Consider the following 17,377-nt stretch of genomic DNA (forward strand, 5'->3'; position numbering starts at 1 on the left):
GCGTTTCCGGTCACGCTGAGCAGAATGGGCCCGAATCGGTCCCGGAGTCTTCCGCGCATGCTCCCCCGCCGCCGCCTGCCCGGTCTGCCGGTGCTGCCGATCCTGGTGCTTCTCGTCGGTCCGCTTCCCGGGCCCCTGCCGGCGCGGGCGTCCGAGAGCGCCGTGGTGCAGGAAATTCTCGACGGCAAGGAGCTCTACATCGACGGCAGGACCGCCCGGGTGAAGGAGAAGGCCAACGCCCCCCAGAAGCTCAGCACCCAGAACAGCCGGGGCCAGATCCGCTTCGACAGCGGCGCCGCCGGCCGCCTCAACCGCTTCTCCCAGCTGAAGCTGGGTCAGGGCTGCTTCCTGATCGAGAAGGGCCAGATCCTGGTGTCGGGCAAGCAGAGCGGCTGCACCCGCTCAGCACGGCTGAGTGTGCGGGGCACCAATTATCTGATCGACATCAACGAGGCAGGGGAGTCGGAGATCTCCGTGCTCGAAGGGTCGGTGGAGGTCGAGCCGCTGGCCGATGGGGAGCCCACCGGTCAGCCCGCCACCACGGTGGAGGCCGGCCAGAAGCTGCGGCTCTCGCCGGCGGGGGTGGTGATGGCGATTCTTGGGCTCACGGTGGGCGACTACAACGGCATCCTCGGCGGCCCCCTCTTCCAGGGGTTCCGGGTGCCGCTGCCGGCCTATGGGTCTCTGGAGGGCTACCTCCGCTCCAAGGTGCCGGGGGTGAATCTCCCCGTGCCGATCCCGGCGCCGTCCCTGCCGTTCGGTCTGCCGCGCTTCTTCTGATCGGGGGATCGGGCCTGAGGTCGAGGGGTCGGACGCTTTTGGCCGGCGGGGGGGCCGTGACAAGGACTGGAACCTTGGAGCGACGGGACGAACGCTGCATCCCTGCCCAAGGTGTTGGCCCCGTATGGCCCACCCATGAGATCAACGGCTTTCTGGGCGAACTGCCCGGGTGGGGGGTGGTCGCTGGGGACCCTGTGTGCAAGGCCCGGAAGTTCCCGGATGTCAGCTCAGCCCGCCACTGGGTGCGCCATGCCGGAGCCATCCGTGAGGAGCAGGGGCACCATGCCGATGTCCCGCTGGGATGGGGTTAGGCGGAAGCCATCACCTACACCCACGATCCGGAGGGACTGACCCGCTCCGATGTGGTGCTGGCGGCGCATCGCCGGCAGCTTCCAATGGCTGACCCTCGTGCTGTGCCTGACTGGCAGGCGGTGATCGTCTCCATGGGCGTACCGCTGGTGCAGTGCTCCCGCGCCCTCCTGGCCACTGTCGTGGTCCTGTTCGGCACGACGACCTCGCCCTACCTCGTCTTCTGGCAGACCTCCCAGGAGGTGGAGGAACAGCGCGCGCTCGGCAAGTCAACGGCGCGTCAGCGCGAGGGCGCCACGAAGCAGGAACGGCGGGTGGCGTGCACCGACATCCTCACCGGGATGTTGTTCTCGAACGCGATGCTGTCCTTCATCATTCTCACCACCACCGCCGCCACCCTGCACGCCCACCGCCGCGTCGGCGGCTTCATCGCCACCGGCAGGCTGGGGGGTACCCGTTCTGGCCGGTTCCGCGGCCTGAGCGGTGGCGGAGGCCCTCCACTGGCTCGGCCGCCTCGATAACCCTCCGCAGTTGTCCAGCTGCTTCTCCGGGGTTGGTTGCCGTGGCGATGCCTGCAGGGCCTGGCCCTGGATTCGCTCGGTCTCAACGCCGTCAAGAGGCTCTTCGCTTTCCGCCGTGCTCAACGGTGTGCTCGCGGCAGCCCTGGCTGGCCACTCACTTCATGATCAGTACGTCCACCCCCAGCGTGCGACCGCGGACCAGCACGCCCACATCGTGCTCGCTGCGGTGGAACTGAAGGTTGATCTCCTCCTCCCCCAGGCGCAGCCCATGGATGTCCAGCAGGTTGAGCCCCTTCGGCAGGCCGGGATTGCGCAGGCGCACCTGCACCCGGCCGCTGCCGTGGTCCCGCTCGATCGACATGCCCGTGACCGCCTCCAGCAGGCCGAACACGCTGGCGCTGGCCCAGGCCTGGGGGCTGCAGGCCACGGGGTAGTAGGTGGGCCCTTCCTCCTCTCGGCGCGGGAAACCGCAGAACAGCTCCGGTAACTGGAAGATCGGCACGGCACAGGCGGTTTCGAACAGGCCGGTCAGGATCTGCAGCGCTTCGGAGCGATGGCCATAGCGGGCCAGACCCATGCCGATCAGGGCATTGTCGTGGGGCCAGACGGAGCCGTTGTGATAGCTCATCGGGTTGTAGCGGCTCTCCCGTTCATCCAGTGTTCGAATGCCCCAGCCGTTGAAGCTGGTGGGGGCCATCAGATGCCGGGCGATCGCAGATGCCGCCTGAGCGGTGGCGATGCCGGTCCAGAGGCAGTGTCCGGCATTGGATGTCCGCACCTGGCAGGCCCGGCCTTCGCCATCGAGGGCAAGGGCGTAGGAATCGATCGCCGGCGTCCAGAAGGCTTTGTGGAAACGCTTCTGGAGAGCGGCGGCCTCGTCCAGCAGCGATTCGGCTTCACCATTTCGGCCCAGGTGGTGAAGAATCGAGGCGAGCGATCGGCGCGCGCCATAGGCATAGGCCTGCACTTCACAGAGGGCGATCGAGCCCTCGGCCAAGCGGCCATCGGCGTGGTGGATGGAATCGTCGGAATCCTTCCAGCCCTGATTGCGCAGGCCGTTCTCAGCAACCCGCAGGTACCGGAGAAACCCATCGGCACTGGAGGCTTCTGCCCTGTGGATCCAGGCCATGGCCGCCTGAAGCTCAGGCAGCAGGCTGGCGATGAAGTCTCGATCATCACTGCGACAGAGATAGTCGCCCGCCAGCATCAGAAACAGTGGCGTGGAGTCGACGGCACCGTAATAACTGGAAAAGGGAACTTCTCCGAGCGCCGCCATCTCGCCCAGTCTTGATTCGTGCAGGATCTTGCCTGGCTCCTCGTCATGGGCGGGATCATCGACCATGGCCTGGTGGCTGGCCAGGTATCCCAGTACGCCCCGCGCCAGCCGTGGCTCCACCATCAGCATCTGGCGCGCCGTGATCAGACCGTCGCGGCCGAACGGACAGCTGAACCAGGGAACCCCGGCGTAGGGGTAGAGCCCATCCTCGACCTGGCTGGCCAGCAGGTGCACGTCCGAGAAGGAGCGCATCAACCAGCTGTTGAAGGCTGGGTTGTCGCTGACCACTGAAGCGGCGCTGCGCCGGGCGTCCCGGAACCGCTGGACCGTGGCGGCCATGGCAGCGGTGTAGTGCTCCTCCGCGCCCAGTGGCATGGAGACGGGGTGGAAGTCCAGCACCAGGAAGAGCCGTCGGGTCTGCCTGGGCTCCAGGGACATGATCAGCCCGATCTGTCCCTCACTCACGTACTGAACCGGATCGCTCAGGCGCAGGACCGTCACCCGGTCTTCCCCATCCAGCCCCCTGTAGACGAGCTCCAGGGTGCCGTCAATGCCTCGACGTACGCACTGGCCGCGCTCTGACCTGCGGTATCCCCTGACCTCAAAGATGTCGCGGAAGTCCGCATCCAGGCGCAGCGTCAGCGGCATCTGGACCGGCCGGTCCTCGTAGCTGGTGAAGCAGAACTGCTGCAGGCAGGCCGTGGCGGTCAGCACGGTGCTGCGCTCCAGATGGATCGTCATGGCCGCCGATCCACCGACAGCACCGCCATCGTCGTTGCTGAGATGGCTCACGAGCACTCCCACCGCCCCACGCTCGGTGGCGCTCAGCACCAGTGGCGGTCGCTCCCACAGCAGCGCCTGCAGACGGCTGACGTGACGGGTGCCGCGGTGGAAGATGCCGGCATCCTGCTGGCGGTCCGGGCAGATCTCGCCACGGGAATCCAGGATGGCGAAGGTTTCCTCGTTCTTGAGTACGAAGGAAGGCAAAGAATCAGGCATACACCGGAGACCGGTGGGCGGGGCTTTGGCAGCGACGGGCCTGGATCAGATGCCGGTAGAGCTGTTCATAGTCCTCGGCTTGGCGACTGACTGAGAAGCACACCTCGAAGTGGCTGCGGACCCGCGATCGCTCCAGCTGCTCCAGTCGGTGCACCGCGGCGGTTGCCTCTTCGATCGACGTCACCAGGAAGCCGTTGACCCCCTCCCGGATGACCTCAGGGGTCGAACCATTGCGCCACGCGATCACCGGGGTGCCGCAGGCATTGGCCTCAATCATCACCAGTCCGAAGGGTTCCGGCCAGTCGATCGGGAACAACAGGGCGAGTGCATGTCCCAGCAGATCCTGTTTGCCAACGTCATCCACTTCACCGACGAATTCAACCAAGGGATTGTTCAGAAGAAGCGGTTCGATCTGGTCGTGAAAATAGGGGACATCGACATGATCGATCTTGGCAGCCACCTTCAGCGGCAGTCCCACGGCCGAGGCGATCGCGATGGCACGATCCAGCCGTTTCTCCGGGGAGATGCGGCCGACGAAGGCCAGGTAAGGACTGGGGTTTGGCTGATAGCGATAGAGATCACTGGGCAGCCCATGGTAAACGGTTCCCAGCCAGTTGGCCCCTGGCACGGGTAGGCGCTGGCTTTCGGAGATCGATACCAGAGGTACCTGGCGGAAGTGGGCGTAGAGCATTCTTTGCTCGGGCTCATGGAGGGGGCCGTGCACGGTGCTCAGATGGGGCACTCCGAGCAGGCTTGACAGCGGAAAATGGAAGTGGCCGTTGTGGAAATGGAGGATGTCGAAGTCATCGTGTTGTGCCACGACATGATCCAGCTGGATCACGTTGTGGACGGTGGAATCAACCACCTGGCCGCTTCTGCGCAAGGCCTCCGGTACGCACGGGCAGAGGTGGGCACTGGTCAGAGAGTCACCACTTGCAAAGAGAACAACCTCATGGCCGCGCCGAACCAGCTCTTCGGTGAGATAGTGAACAACCCTTTCAGTTCCTCCATAGCCGATCGGCGGAACCCTCTCGTGGAGTGTTGAAATCTGCGCGATTCTCATGCCTTCACCTTCTGGACTCCTCTACTTCTGCTCTTTACAAGGTATCCAGAAATCGGTGGATGGTTGGCGATGGTGCAGATCTGCTGCGGCCGGCGAGGGGTGCTGAGGCAATCCGGCGAGATCTGGATGGGGATGCACCTTCTCGGGCGGGGAGTATCGGGATCAATCGCTTAGGTAGCTCCCCCCCGCAAGTGCCTGAGGGGGCGTGGTGCGGAAGCAACGCCAAGCCTGGACAGCGGCTGAGCTGATTCAGCAAAAACGCTCCATGCCACGCCAGCCAATCCAGCCCATCATGAATTTTCCTCTCACACCGATCTGCCTTGGGCTCTCCAAATGACATCCACCCCAGCTCCCAATCCTTGCAGAGCAAAAAATCTGGGACGCATCGCCTCAATTCCTGTGCGTTCTGTCCTGAGACCTTGCACAACAAACCCATGAGAATTGACATGAAGGCTCTACGTGTCGCACTCGTTTCGGTGGCAACTTCGCTGCAGGTCTTGGGTCGAGGCGTTGAAGCCCTCCCACGGCAGTCAACCCCCTGAGCGGCTGATGATTCCTGGTGAGGCCTGTCAGCAGCCGGCCTGCCCGGGGTTTCGGAACGTGCATCGCAGCTCAGCGCTCGTTTCTGCGTTCCCAGTGGCGGTGAGTGCAGCACCTCGTGGCCCTCACCCATCTTCAGCGGCATTCCGATCGGTGGGCCTCTCCCTTGGGTGTCGCTGGGCCCGCTGCCGTGTTCCAGCTTCGCAGCACCTCCGTCGTCGACCGGTAGCAGAGGTCGGCGACTGGTTGGCGCCGTCCGCTTGAGTGCCCATGGCCTCCTTCACCGATGATGGCGTTCTGCTCGCGCTCCCACCGGCGCCACCGGGAGACTCCTTCGAGATGGCGCGTCCCCGAACGCTTTCCCTGCTCACCGGTGCCCTGCTGCTCTGGGTCGGCGTCACCGCCGGCTGGCCGGGTCCGCGCTGGCGGGTGGCCGAGCGGGGCCTGGAGGACCAGTTGGTGCGGCTGCGGGGGGCCCGCCTGCCGCCGGCCGGGCTGGTGCTGGTGACGGTGGACGATGCCACGCTCCAGCAGGGGAACTGGTTCGAGGGCAGCCGTCGGATCCCTGCCTGGGCCCAGGGGATGGGCAGCCTGCCCTGGCCCCGGGCCACCTATGGCCAGGTGGCGGAGGCAGTCCTCCAGGCCGGCGCCGCCGCCGTGGCCATCAACGTGGTGTTCGAGGGGCCCAGCGGCAAGGGACCGGCGGATGACGCCGCCTTCGCCACCGTTCTGCAGAGTCACCCGGGCCGCATCGCCCTGGCGGCGGAGATGCTCGAATCCAACGACACCCAGGGGGCCGGGGCCCTCACCCTGGTACGCCCCGAGGCGTTCATGACCGCCCTGGGCGGGGCCGGTCCCCTGGGCCTCACCAACATCCTGGCCGGCACCCCCGGCCAGCCCCTGCGTCACCCGGAGGCCTATGCCCGCGGCGTCCTGCCGGCCCAGGGGGCCCTCGGCCAGAGCGCCCTCTCCTCCACCCTGCTGCGCCTCGGTGGTCGCCGCAGCCGCCAGCACGACCCCGGCAGCGCTCTCAATCCCTATGGCCCCGAGGGAACTCTGCAGCGACTGCCTGCCTGGGAGGTGCTTGACCCCGAGCGCTGGGCCCGCCATCCCCTGAGGCCCGCGCTGGCCGGGGCTGTGGTGCTGGTGGGTCCGGTGGTGGCCGAGGGCACCGACGGCTACCCCACCCCGTTCGGCGCCCTGTCGGGGCTGGAGGTGCTGGGCACCGCCACCGCCAACTCCCTGGTGGGCGATGGGTTGCAGCCCTGGCCCCAGGAGGGCGTGTCCCGGGCCCTGCTGGCCCTGACGCCGCTGCTGCTGGTGCTGGCGGGGGCCCGGCTGCGCCCGGCCCTGCGCTGGCGGCTGGGGCTGGTGGTGCTGGCCCTGGCCCTCCAGTTCGGGGCGGGGATGGTGGCGCTCCAGGCCGCCCACCGCTGGCTGCCCCTGCTCACCCCCCTCACGGGGCTGGTGCTGCTCGGTCTGCTCTACGGCGGCGATGCCTACGTGCGCGAGGGCCAGGAACGGCGCCGGCTGCGGCGCACCTTCGAGCGCTACGTGGCCCCTGGCGTGGTGGCGGAGATCCTTTCCGACCCGGAATCGGCCCAGGGGATCCTGCGGGGACGGCTGCTGGAGGTGACCGTGCTGATGACCGACCTCAAGGGCTTCACCACCCTCACCCAGCAACGCAGCGCGTCCGGGGAGAGCGAGCTGCACGTGCACCAGCTCAACGAGTACCTGGGGGCCATGGTGGAGGTGGTGACGGCCCATGGCGGCACCATCGACAAGTTCATCGGCGACGCCGTGATGGCCGTGTTCGGTTCGCCCGTGAGCCGCGGCGTGGCGGCGGAGGCCGGCCAGGCGGTGCGCTGCGCCATGGCCATGCGGGCGGCCCTGGCGGATCTCAACGCCGACTGGGCCCGGCGCGGCATCGCCACCCTCGACAACGGCGTGGGCCTGGCCAGCGGCCAGGTGATGGTGGGCCAGATCGGCAGCCCCAGGCGCATGGAGTTCACCGTGATCGGTGACACGGTGAACCTGGCCGCCCGCCTGGAGTCGGTGACCCGCCAGGTGGAGGCGGCGGTGCTGTTTGATCACGCCACCGCCGCTCTGCTGAGGGACGACCCGGGGCTTGTGGTCTCCTCCCTGGGTCCCCAGGCGGTCAAGAGCCTGGGGGAGGTGGAGGTGTTTACGGCCGAGGCTGGGGGCCAGACGGCCCCGGTTCAGGCTTCCAGGTAGGTGGTCTGCTCCAGGCTGGCCCGCAGGTGGGCCATCAGGCGGCGGGCATCGCTGATGGCCAGGTCGCCCCGGCCGATGGCCTGCTCGCTGGCCTGGCGCAGCCGTTCCAGCAACAGGTCAGGGTCGTGCTCCATGGCTTCGAGCACCTCGGCGTTGGTGTTGCCTTTCACCACGTGGTCGATGCGGTAGCCGCCGCCGGCGGCGAGGCGGATGTGCACCGCGTTGGTGCTGCCGAACAGGTTGTGCAGGTTGCCCATCACCTCCTGGTAGGCGCCGCCCAGGAACAGGCCGATCCAGTAGGGCTCGCCGGGCCGCAGGCCGTGGAGCTCCAGCAGGGGCTTCACCTGGCCGCGATCGATGAAGCGGGCGATCTTGCCGTCCGAATCGCAGGTGAGGTCGGCGAAGCTGCCCAGCCGGGTGGGGCGTTCGTCGAGCCGGTGGATCGGCAGCACCGGGAACAGCTGGTCGATCGCCCAGGTGTCCGGGGCGGAACGGAACACCGACAGGTTGGCGTAGTAGGTGCCGGCCAGGGCCGCCGCCAGGGCCTGGAGTTCCTGGGGGATAACGGTGCCGGGCGGGAGCTGGTCGAGCTGGCGGGCGATCGCCTGGCAGCTGGCCCATGTGAGCCGCTCGGCCGTGGCCCGCTCCGGCAGGCTCAGGTAGCCCAGCCGGAAGGCGTTGAGGGCGTCCTCCTTGAACTTGAGGGCGTCGTTCCAGGCCTCCTGCAGCCGCTCCACCACCCCCCGCATGTCCGGTTCATCCCCATCGCTGAGTGTGGCCGCGGCGACCGCCTCGACGGCGGCATGGGTGTCCCGCAGGTTGCGCAGGATCAGCGCCTCGCCATCCGCCGCCGGCGGTACGCCATCGCTGCGGCCACTCGCCCCGAGCACATCGAACACCAGCACGCTGAAGTGGCTGGCGAGAGCCCGGCCGCTCTCGCTCACCAGGGTGGGGGGCCGGATGCCGTGGGGCTCGCAGCACTCCCGGATCGTGGCGACGACGTCGTTGGCGTAGTTCTGCAGGGAATAGTTGGTGGAAGCGGCGCTGGCGGTGCGGCTGCCGTCGTAGTCGATGCCCAGCCCGCCGCCGACGTCCAGGAAGCCCATGGGGGCACCGAGGCGGGTGAGCTCGGCATAGATCTGGCCCGCCTCCTGCAGGGCGTCCTTGAGCACGGCGATGTCGTTGATCTGGCTGCCGATGTGGAAGTGCAGCAGGCGCAGGTCGCTCAGCAGGCCCGCCTGGCGCAGTTGCTCCACGGTGGTGAGCAGATCGGGGATCGAGAGGCCGAACTTGGCCCGCTCCCCCACCGAGCTGCCCCAGCGGCCGGTGCTGCGGGCCGAGAGCTTGGCCCGGATGCCGATGAAGGGGGCGGCGCCGAGGCTGCTGCTGGCGGCGATGATCGGCGCCACCTCGTCGGGCTGCTCGATCACCACCACCGGCTGGCGGCCCAGGCGCCGGGCCAGGATCGCCGTCTCGATGTAGCGCCGGTCCTTGTAGCCGTTGCAGATCAGCAGGGCCTCCGGGTCGTCGAGCAGGGAGAGGGCGATCAGCAGTTCGGCCTTGCTGCCCGCCTCCAGCCCGAAGTGCCAGCGGCGGCCGCTCTCCACCAGCTGCTCCACCACGTGGCGCTGCTGGTTGCACTTGACCGGGAACACGCCCTGGTAACGGCCGTCGTAGCCGTACTGGGCGATAGCCCGCTCGAAGGCGCCATGGAGCCGCTCGAGCCGGTCCTCGAGGATGTCGTCGAAGCGGATCAGCAGCGGCAGGGAGAGATCCCGGCCCAGCAGCTCCCGTACCAGCTCCACCAGATCGAGGGCGCCACCGCGGTCGCCGCGGGGCTGCACCATCACATGGCCGCGGGCCCCGGCGCTGAAGTAGGGATCGCCCCAGCTGTCGAGGCCATACAGGGCGGCCCCGTCGGCGCTGCTCCAGGCCTCGCTCCCAGCAGGGGAAGCGGCCGCCGCGGGGCCGCTGGGGGAATCGGCGAGCACCATGGGTCCCGGGCGGCTCTGCACTGCCGCTGGAATCTAGTCAGCCCGCCCTGGCGGGCCCGCGTGGCGCGGTTGCTTGCCAAGGGGGAGGGCCGGCGCAGACGATGGCCCGATCCCCCGACCCGTTTCCATGGCCACCGAACGCACCTTCCTCGCCATCAAGCCCGACGGGGTGCAGCGGGGCCTGGTGGGCGAGATCCTCGGCCGCTTCGAAACCAAGGGCTTCAAGCTGGTGGGTCTCAAGCAGCTCGTGCCCAGCCGGGAGCTGGCCGAGACCCATTACGGCGTGCACCGGGAGCGTCCCTTCTTCGCCGGCCTGGTGGACTTCATCACCAGCGGTCCGGTGGTGGCCATGGTGTGGGAAGGGGACGGGGTGATCGCCGCCGCCCGCAAGCTCATCGGCGCCACCAAGCCCCTGGAGGCCGAGCCCGGCACCATCCGCGGCGACCTGGCGGTGAACATCGGCCGCAACGTGATCCATGGCTCCGACGCGCCCGAGACGGCCGTGTTCGAGATCGGCCTCTGGTTCCAGCCCTCCGAACTGTGCGACTGGACGCCGGCCGACCAGGTGTGGCGGGTCGAACCCTGAGCGACCATCCTGGGAGAGTTCCGGTTTCCTCGGCACCGTGCAGCGAAGGATCTCCCGGAGGCTGAACAACTCCCGCCCAGGGTCAGGCCCCGGTCCCTGGGCGGGAGTCGCCTGCACGCTGCTCACCCTCGCCTTGGTGCCAGTCCTGCCCCAAGGCGTTCCGCTGCCCATGGCCGTGGCGGCCCCGGCCGTACCCCGGGTGGTGGATGTGCCCTCCCGGCCCGCCTATGTCACCCCGCCGGCGGCGGCGGAGACCCCTGCCCGGGTGGGCCAGGTGCTGCGTCCCGCCACGGTGCTGCGCACCGAAAAGCCCGGCCGGCTCCAGATCCTGCTGGCCGATGGCCGCAGCTTCCGCCTGGGGGGTGACGCCCTGCTGCGGATCGAGCCGACCCTGTTCGACCTGGTGCGCGGCCAGATCATCGCCTGGATCAACCCCGGGGCGAAGCGCGCCACGCCGCTGCGGATCCGCACCCGGGTGGGCACCGCCTCGATCCAGGGCACCACGGTGTTCATCGAGGACACACCGGACAAGGTGCTGTTCCTCAGCTGGGAAGGACCGGTGGAGGTGCGGGCCGATGACGGCACCGTCTACCAGCTGACCAGTGGCCAGTGCCTGGAGGCCACCCCCCAGGGCTGGATGGGGCCCCGCCGGATGTCCGTCGATGAGGTGCGCCGCCGCCGCCAGGCCAGCATCCTGCTGAACGGCTTCGAGGCTCCCATGGAGACCCTGCCGGTGATCGAGCGCGAGCTCGGCCTCACCCGCTGATGCCCTCCTGGGGCGGCCTGGGGCGGCGGCTCTGGTGGCTGGCCCTGGCGGCGCCGCTGCTGGCCGGCCTCGATCGGCTGCCCGCCACCCCCCTGGGTCAGGGGCCCAGCCTGCTCGACGACCAGCTCCAGCAGCTCTTCTTCCTGCTGCGGGGCCCCCGGCCCGCCCCGGCCGATCCGGTGATCCTGGCCATCGATGCCGACTCCCTGGAGCTGGCGGAGCTGCTGGATCCGGCTGAACGCCAGGCCTCTCCCCTGTGGCGCCAGATGGGCCCCTGGCCCTGGCCCCGGGCCCTGCAGGCGCAGCTGGCGGCCCTGGTGCTGGAGCGGGGCGCCGAGCGGGTGCTGTTCAACATCGAGTACGCCCAGCCCAGCCGCTTCGGCCCCGCTGATGATCGGGCCTTCGCCGCCACCCTCGCCCCCTGGCGGCAGCGGGTGCACCTGGCGCTCCGCTACAGCGTCAAGGACCAGGGGGGTCTGGAACAGAGCCGGCTGCGGCTGCCGGTCCATCGCTTCGCAGCCCCCGGCCTCACCACCCTGCTGCAGTCGCCGCGGGGGGTGGTGGAGGCGGTGCCGGGCCAGGACTGGCTCCAGGCCCGGCTGGGGGATTTCCCGCCCCCCCTGCCCCGGCCGATGGCGTTCCTGGTGCGACCGGCCCCGCCGCCGGTGGCACCGATGGGGCTGAACTATCCCGGCCCGGCCGGCACCATGGCCCAGGTGCCCGCCTGGAAGGTGTTGGAGAGGCCCGCCTCCACCTGGCGCGGCCGCACGGTGCTGATCGGGGTCACCGCCCCGGCCCTGGGGGACCTGCAGGAAACCCCCGTCGGCCCCATGGGCGGCACCGAGATCCAGGCGGTGGCCGTGGCCAATGTGCTCGGGAACCGGGGCCTCTGGCCCCTGCCCCTCTGGGGTGATGGCCTGCTGCTGCTGGGCTGGGGGGTGGCGGCGGGCCTGTTGCTGCGGCGTCCCGCCAGCGCCGGCCGCACCCTTCAGACCATGCTGGCGCTGGTGGCCGGGGTGCTGCTGGCCGGCTGGGGCCTCTGGATCGGCGCCCGGCTGACCCTGCCCCTGGCGGCCCTGGTGCTGGCGCCCCTGGCCGGCGGGGGGGCGCGGGCGGTGGGGCAGGGCCTGGCGGAGAGCCGCGAGCGGGCCTACCTGCATCAGGTGCTGAGCCGGCGCGTGTCCCCCACCCTGCTGCGCGACATCCTGCGCAGCCCGGGGCCGATCTGGAACCAGGCGGTGGGCAGCCGGGCCCGCTGTGCCGTGCTGTTCAGCGACCTGGTGGCGTTCACCCCCCTGAGCGCCGTGCTGGAGCCGGCCGATCTCTTTGCCCTGCTGAACCGTTATTTCGAAGCGACGGCCGCGGCGGTGCTCGAGCAGGAGGGCCTGCTCGACAAGTTCATCGGCGACGCGGTGATGGCCGAGTTCGGGGTGCCCCGCAGCCGCGGCGACCGCCAGGAGGCCCGCGCGGCGGTACGGGCCGCCCTGGCCATGCAGGAGCGGCTGGAGGGTCTCAACGGCGAGCTGGCCGCGGCGGGCCGGCCGCCCCTGCGCCACGGCATCGGCCTCCATTTCGGCGAGGTGATCGCCGGCAACCTGGGCTCCTCCCGGCGGCTGGAGTTCACGGTGGTGGGCGCCAGCGTCAATGTGGCCAGCCGCCTGGCCGGGCTCACCCGCCGCTTCCCCCAGCACCCGATCCTGATCAGCGGCGACCTGCTGGCCCTGCTGCCGGGGGAACTGCTGGTGGAGCCCCTGGGGCCCCATCCGCTCAAGGGCTGGCCGGAGCCCCTGGAGGTGTACGCCCTGCGGGGGCTGGAGACGGCGGCGCCTGGGGAAGCCTGAACCGGGCTGGGGATCAGGCTTCGCTTGGCACCGGCTTCAACAGCAAGCTGCATTCGCCCGGGCAGAGAGCCAGCCTTGATCAGCAGGAACTGAAGACTCATCTTGCCAAACAAACACGCCAGTTAGCTCCAGTATAGGCCCGGTAAGAATATCCAGATACCAGTAATTTGAAGAAGGTTTTCGCTATCTCTGAGGCTATCTGAGGCTACCTTGGCTTGATTCAGGTTGCTGGCCTGGCTTGTGAAGTTGTAGCCCTTGAGATCATGTTTGATGTCGAGATTTCTCAAGTTGGGCTTGAGGCAAGGATCTGCTGTTGGGATGACCTCCTTCTTGATCACTCGAAGCACCGGAGTGCAGACCTCATGCTGCTAATGGAGATACAAGCAAACAGGAGGTACAACAGGCACGGGCTTCAAGCCGCTTTCAGTGCAGTCGTACCTTCTAATGCATCACCACCGAAACAATGCATCGGCAGTGCCAGAGGCTTGCTGGCTCCGGCAAGCGCTGAGAGATCAAATCGAGTATAGTTGTGAGAATCATAGTCCCGAAGAAAGAAGAGCTTTCGGTCCAAGTCTGAGAGGCTTGTCCAGCAAGTGAACTCGGTGACAGCGCCGCTGCCAAGCCCGTCGAGACCTTTCACCTCAAGATGGCCGATCCCGTTCTCCGGTAAATCAATCGTCAGCCCCCGCGGCCTGTCGAAATTGTTCATCATATGAGCGAGAGTCGTCACGGCTTTGTCCGGCGTCGTCGCCTTTTCGGCATATTGGGCATAGAACGCTGCGCGCACGAATCGTCCCACTGATGTGTTGGAGGCTGGCAAGCCCGTGGTCGCAATCCCCGAATCCGGCTGAGCTGCCACGTAGTTGCCAAAGGTAGCTGTGGACCGATCCACGTTGCTGAGGAAGCTGTAGTTGTCAAGATTGGTCAAATGCCAATCGAAGCGAGGAGCGTTGGTCAGCACACCCACGGGATTGTCATAGAAGGAGATCTCACCCTTGTGGAACTCGATGACGAAGGAGGCACCGGTGGCATCGTTCACCAAGTAGTGGAAGGGAGACACCACGCCCCCCAGAATCGCAAGAGACGCCAACTTCACCGGCTGTGTCGCGATGGCAGCTTTGACTTCGGCAACCGATCGAAACTGACCCAGTGCCCAAAGCCCAAGATCGGAAGCCGAAAGAACCGCAGTCTCGCCCGGGCCAGGTACCTCTGCCCCGGCGGCCATCGGATAAGACAGCAAACTGAAGGTGAGGCCTTGATCGTTCATTCCCTCCAGAATCTTGAGATCCGCAGGACGAATGGGATCATCCTTGGTTGGGATTCGCTCCGGCATTGTAATGGCGAGCACTCCGTAACCGGTCGTGAAATCCACGGGCGGGTGATCCGCTATCTGCGAACACATCGTGTAACCAGCGGGGAACCAGGCGATCTGATAGGGCAGGTTCACCGTCAGCTCGAGTGTTCGCCCGAAATAGGCCCTTCCGGCCTCGTCGCGGTACACAAGCGAGGTGCACATACTGATCTCCTTGCTTGGCCGACGCCCGTATCATCAACGATCTTATCCTTAAAATCTGGCCCCTATCCCTTTGCAGCCGACGCAGCAGAGGGCTGGCGCCGCTTCTTTTCAGAGGATTCCAGGCCGGATGCACGACTTGAGATGCATGACTGACAACATGTGCGTTTGCAAAAAGTGCTCTCATCGCTCACCAAATCAATCAGGCATCGCTGATGGCGTCTCGGGCATAGCAAGTGGTAGGCCAAGAGACGCGTGCGTCGCTCTACCCAACATCGCGTCTGCTTTCCACTATCCCTGGCCTGGAGCGGTATGGCCCTGCTGCCAAGGGCAACCCTGCCCCAATCCAACTCCGGTCAGAGCAATGAGGAGGCTCCTGACGCGATCCCAACGTCCTATACCAGTTCTCGCGAGGCTGCACAGGATGATCGCAGAGAGAGTGTCAAGCTTTTTCAGACTCAACCAAGCCCATCTTCGGAATTCCGACTGAAATCCCCTCAGCATCAAAGGCAGACTTTAGCCGACGCCTATATTCACGAGCAACCAGCCATTGTTGCAAGGGCTTGGTCTTGATCAATACGCGAATAAGCACCCCCGTATGTGAGATCTCATCAACACCAAGAACCTCTGGAGGCTCAAGAATAAGCTCGGACCATGCAGGATCACCGTATAACTGCTGAGCAACCGAATCCATCGTTGCGATTACAGCCTCAAGGTCAGAGCTGATGTCAACCTTGACCGCATAGTTAACTCTTGACCAACTACTGGAAAGATTGCGAACCGTGGCAATGGTTCCATTCGGAATGCTGATGAGCTCACCGTCTAGGTTTCTGAGATGTGTAACCCGAAGGCCAATATCTTCGACCATGCCACTCTCGTTGCCTATGATGACAACATCTCCAGCCGCATATTGATCTTCGATCAATATCAACATACCTCCAATCAAATCTTTGAGCAGGCTCTGAGAGGCAAGAGAAAGCGCAAAGCTGAGGAAACCTAACAGAATTGCAACAGCCTGGGTTAAAGCGCCGAGTTGGTTGAGTTGATAAAAAATTACGATCCCAAGCAGAAGATAGATCGCCACCCGAATCCATGCCTTTAGGGAATGGGCAATGGTGGGGGCTCGAAGTCCCGCCCGCGTCTCTTCCTGCAAGAGTATCCACCTACTGACATACTGATCACAAGCAAGATTGCCAGCCTTGATTGAGATTCTCGTCGCCATAGCTAGAAATAAGATCACCAATGGGGCTCCAATCGTTGCTTCGCGACCGAGACTTAACAACCAATCCAAGGGAGGCCAGCCAGCGGTATTGAAGGAATCTCCGGTAATCAAATAGCCTCGAATGGATACTCCTGTGATCCAATTGCTGAATGGGCGACTCCAGTAGAAAAGCCCAGCAATCCAAGCGATGCCACAGGTCCAAAGCAGGAACTGACCCCAGAATAGAAAGGATCGATAGAAAGAAACGATGCTCAGTCTTTGTCCAAGGGACAGGCTTAGGCTGATGCCAGGCTGTGGTCTTGCATGATGTGAATCGAACTGTGTCGTCCTGTGGCTTGTATCAGGTTCGGTATCCGTGCAATTGGCAATTCGAAGGCGGTTTCTAAGTACTTGCGAAGAGGCTTCAAGGCGCTTCTGGATTCGTGCTGTTAAGCCACTGGTTATCGCAAACACAAGAAGTCCGATGATTCCAGTCCTAACTGAGCTTTGAAGGAATGGCATCTGACGTTGCTTCCAAGCCTCAAGAAGTGCACGCTTGGCATGGAGTGCAGTTCGAGTGGCCAGTTCTTCTGGGACAGAACTAAGCAGGCGAATTCTTTCCACGTCTGCCGGTGTAACCGTACCAAGTAATTCGGGCGGATCTCCCTTCGGAAATACAATCAGAACCTCATACGCTCGTCCATTCTTGCGGATTTCGGTGCTGAGTTCTTGCTCAAGAATGCGCTGCTTTTCTTCGATGCTGGTGGCATTCGTCCATGTGGACATCTTGGACGAATATGCAGACATAGAGGTCAGATACTTTTGCAGGCGTGCATGGATGGCAAATCCGCGTTGAGAGGCGGTAAATGGGGGATCAGACTCAACAGTGCGGGAAGTTTCTTTGATATCAATAAAGCTGGAGACCGTTGCAATCACTCGTCCATCGAGGAAGAGTGGGGACAGCTGGATGTTCCCTTGTGTAAAGACCGGAAGAAAAGCTTTTTCAGTAACCCGATTGGCAGCAGGCCCCGTTGTAGGCAAGAATTGAGCTATGGCCGGCAGCTGCACAGCCAGTAGAACGCTGACGACAATCAGCCACGACAACAGGAACGAAACTGACCGGAGAATCTTTGCTCGTGCGGACCCAATCGGAGACATGCTGTGGCTCACTCGGCTGCGTGGAAAGCGATCACATCTCTGTCTGGGCGAGTGTATGGACAGCGATGAACGGTTGTTCGCAGTCGCTCGAGCTGAAGTGGCCGATTGTTGTGTGACAGCGCCAGCGGTTGCTGCCGTACTCCATTTGCGCAGAAACCAGCCCATCCCTGCCATGGCAAGCGGCACCCTTTCGCAGCGGCTTGCCTTTCTGAGCGGATGGGCCTTGTCGCTGAGTTTGCCATTGCGGAAATCACCCTTGGCCCGTTTCTTGCCTTCGTGGTGGGAGGTCAGATCGGATAGTCCTATCTCAAGCCTACAAACCAGCGGAACAACAGGTTGTCGTGGAGCTCCTCCAGCAGCAAGCATTCGGAGCGAATCCCGTAGACCGCCTGAAGCAGTGAGGCCTGCAGCCACTGGGCCTGGTGTCTCCTGGATCCCGCTCGATGATCGGCCTTTGGTAGCCCGAACTAAATCGGAAGCGGCAAAGATTGAGCACCAGTCCTAGGAGGCTGCTGAAATAGCCGCCGCTCCAAGACCCTCCAGAGCAGAGTGGGTTCTGCTGTGAGCCTTGTGGCTTTCCCGCCGGGAGTCTTGC

11 protein-coding genes and 1 pseudogene are annotated in these 17,377 nt (G+C 65.2%); 6 read left to right on the forward strand and 6 right to left on the reverse strand.

Annotation, left to right across the window (positions count from 1 at the left end; genetic code table 11):
- Positions 1–57 precede the first annotated feature (57 nt).
- Positions 58–780, forward strand: coding sequence for a FecR domain-containing protein (locus KUG41_RS02925; RefSeq protein ID WP_216900840.1), 723 nt, complete (start codon positions 58–60; stop codon positions 778–780).
- Positions 781–1,193: 413 nt separating this feature from the next.
- On the forward strand, positions 1,194–1,610 hold the full coding sequence (locus KUG41_RS02930; RefSeq protein ID WP_216900842.1) for a divalent metal cation transporter: 417 nt from the start codon (positions 1,194–1,196) through the stop codon (positions 1,608–1,610).
- A 154-nt stretch (positions 1,611–1,764) separates the two neighbouring features.
- Here the strand turns inward: KUG41_RS02930 and KUG41_RS02935 are convergent, their stop codons facing one another.
- Positions 1,765–3,873 (reverse strand): glycogen debranching N-terminal domain-containing protein, encoded by a 2,109-nt coding sequence (locus KUG41_RS02935; protein ID WP_254216756.1) that lies wholly within the window; start codon positions 3,871–3,873, stop codon positions 1,765–1,767.
- 4 nt (positions 3,874–3,877) lie between these two features.
- A complete protein-coding gene (locus KUG41_RS02940) occupies positions 3,878–4,948 on the reverse strand; it encodes a glycosyltransferase family 4 protein (RefSeq protein ID WP_216900846.1) in 1,071 nt (356 codons plus the stop codon).
- A gap of 810 nt (positions 4,949–5,758) precedes the next feature.
- On the opposite strand from KUG41_RS02940, the gene KUG41_RS02945 reads away from it, so the two are divergent.
- Entirely contained in the window at positions 5,759–7,723 is a 1,965-nt protein-coding gene (locus tag KUG41_RS02945) for an adenylate/guanylate cyclase domain-containing protein (protein ID WP_254216757.1), read from the forward strand.
- Here KUG41_RS02945 and speA read toward each other — a convergent pair.
- Positions 7,708–9,717 (reverse strand): biosynthetic arginine decarboxylase, encoded by a 2,010-nt coding sequence (gene speA / locus KUG41_RS02950; protein WP_216900848.1) that lies wholly within the window; start codon positions 9,715–9,717, stop codon positions 7,708–7,710. The two genes, KUG41_RS02945 and speA, sit on opposite strands and share 16 nt — an antisense overlap.
- Positions 9,718–9,844: 127 nt before the next feature.
- Between speA and ndk the strand changes: the two genes are divergently transcribed.
- The 3 genes from ndk to KUG41_RS02965 all read left to right on the forward strand — a co-directional run bounded on the left by ndk (position 9,845) and on the right by KUG41_RS02965 (position 12,910).
- A complete protein-coding gene (ndk, locus tag KUG41_RS02955; RefSeq protein WP_216900850.1) occupies positions 9,845–10,303 on the forward strand; it encodes a nucleoside-diphosphate kinase in 459 nt (152 codons plus the stop codon).
- 136 nt (positions 10,304–10,439) lie between these two features.
- Positions 10,440–11,069, forward strand: a complete 630-nt coding sequence (locus tag KUG41_RS02960; protein WP_371734007.1) for a FecR domain-containing protein — start codon at positions 10,440–10,442, stop codon at positions 11,067–11,069.
- Positions 11,069–12,910: an adenylate/guanylate cyclase domain-containing protein gene (locus tag KUG41_RS02965; RefSeq protein WP_216900852.1), complete on the forward strand. Its 1,842-nt coding sequence runs from the start codon at positions 11,069–11,071 to the stop codon at positions 12,908–12,910. The genes KUG41_RS02960 and KUG41_RS02965 overlap by 1 nt, the downstream gene beginning before the upstream one ends.
- Before the next feature lie 412 nt (positions 12,911–13,322).
- Here KUG41_RS02965 and KUG41_RS02970 read toward each other — a convergent pair whose 3' ends face one another.
- The 3 genes and pseudogenes from KUG41_RS02970 to KUG41_RS02980 form a co-directional block, all read right to left on the reverse strand.
- Positions 13,323–14,426, reverse strand: coding sequence for a linear amide C-N hydrolase (locus KUG41_RS02970; protein WP_216900854.1), 1,104 nt, complete (start codon positions 14,424–14,426; stop codon positions 13,323–13,325).
- A 439-nt stretch (positions 14,427–14,865) separates the two neighbouring features.
- Complete coding sequence (locus tag KUG41_RS02975; RefSeq protein WP_216900856.1) at positions 14,866–16,728, reverse strand: mechanosensitive ion channel family protein; 1,863 nt, start codon at positions 16,726–16,728, stop codon at positions 14,866–14,868.
- 362 nt (positions 16,729–17,090) lie between these two features.
- Positions 17,091–17,192 (reverse strand): annotated as a pseudogene (locus tag KUG41_RS02980) (transposase); the annotation flags it as partial.
- Positions 17,193–17,377: the final 185 nt, after the last annotated feature.

This window comes from Synechococcus sp. CCY 9618, assembly GCF_019038415.1.
GTDB lineage: Bacteria > Cyanobacteriota > Cyanobacteriia > PCC-6307 > Cyanobiaceae > Cyanobium.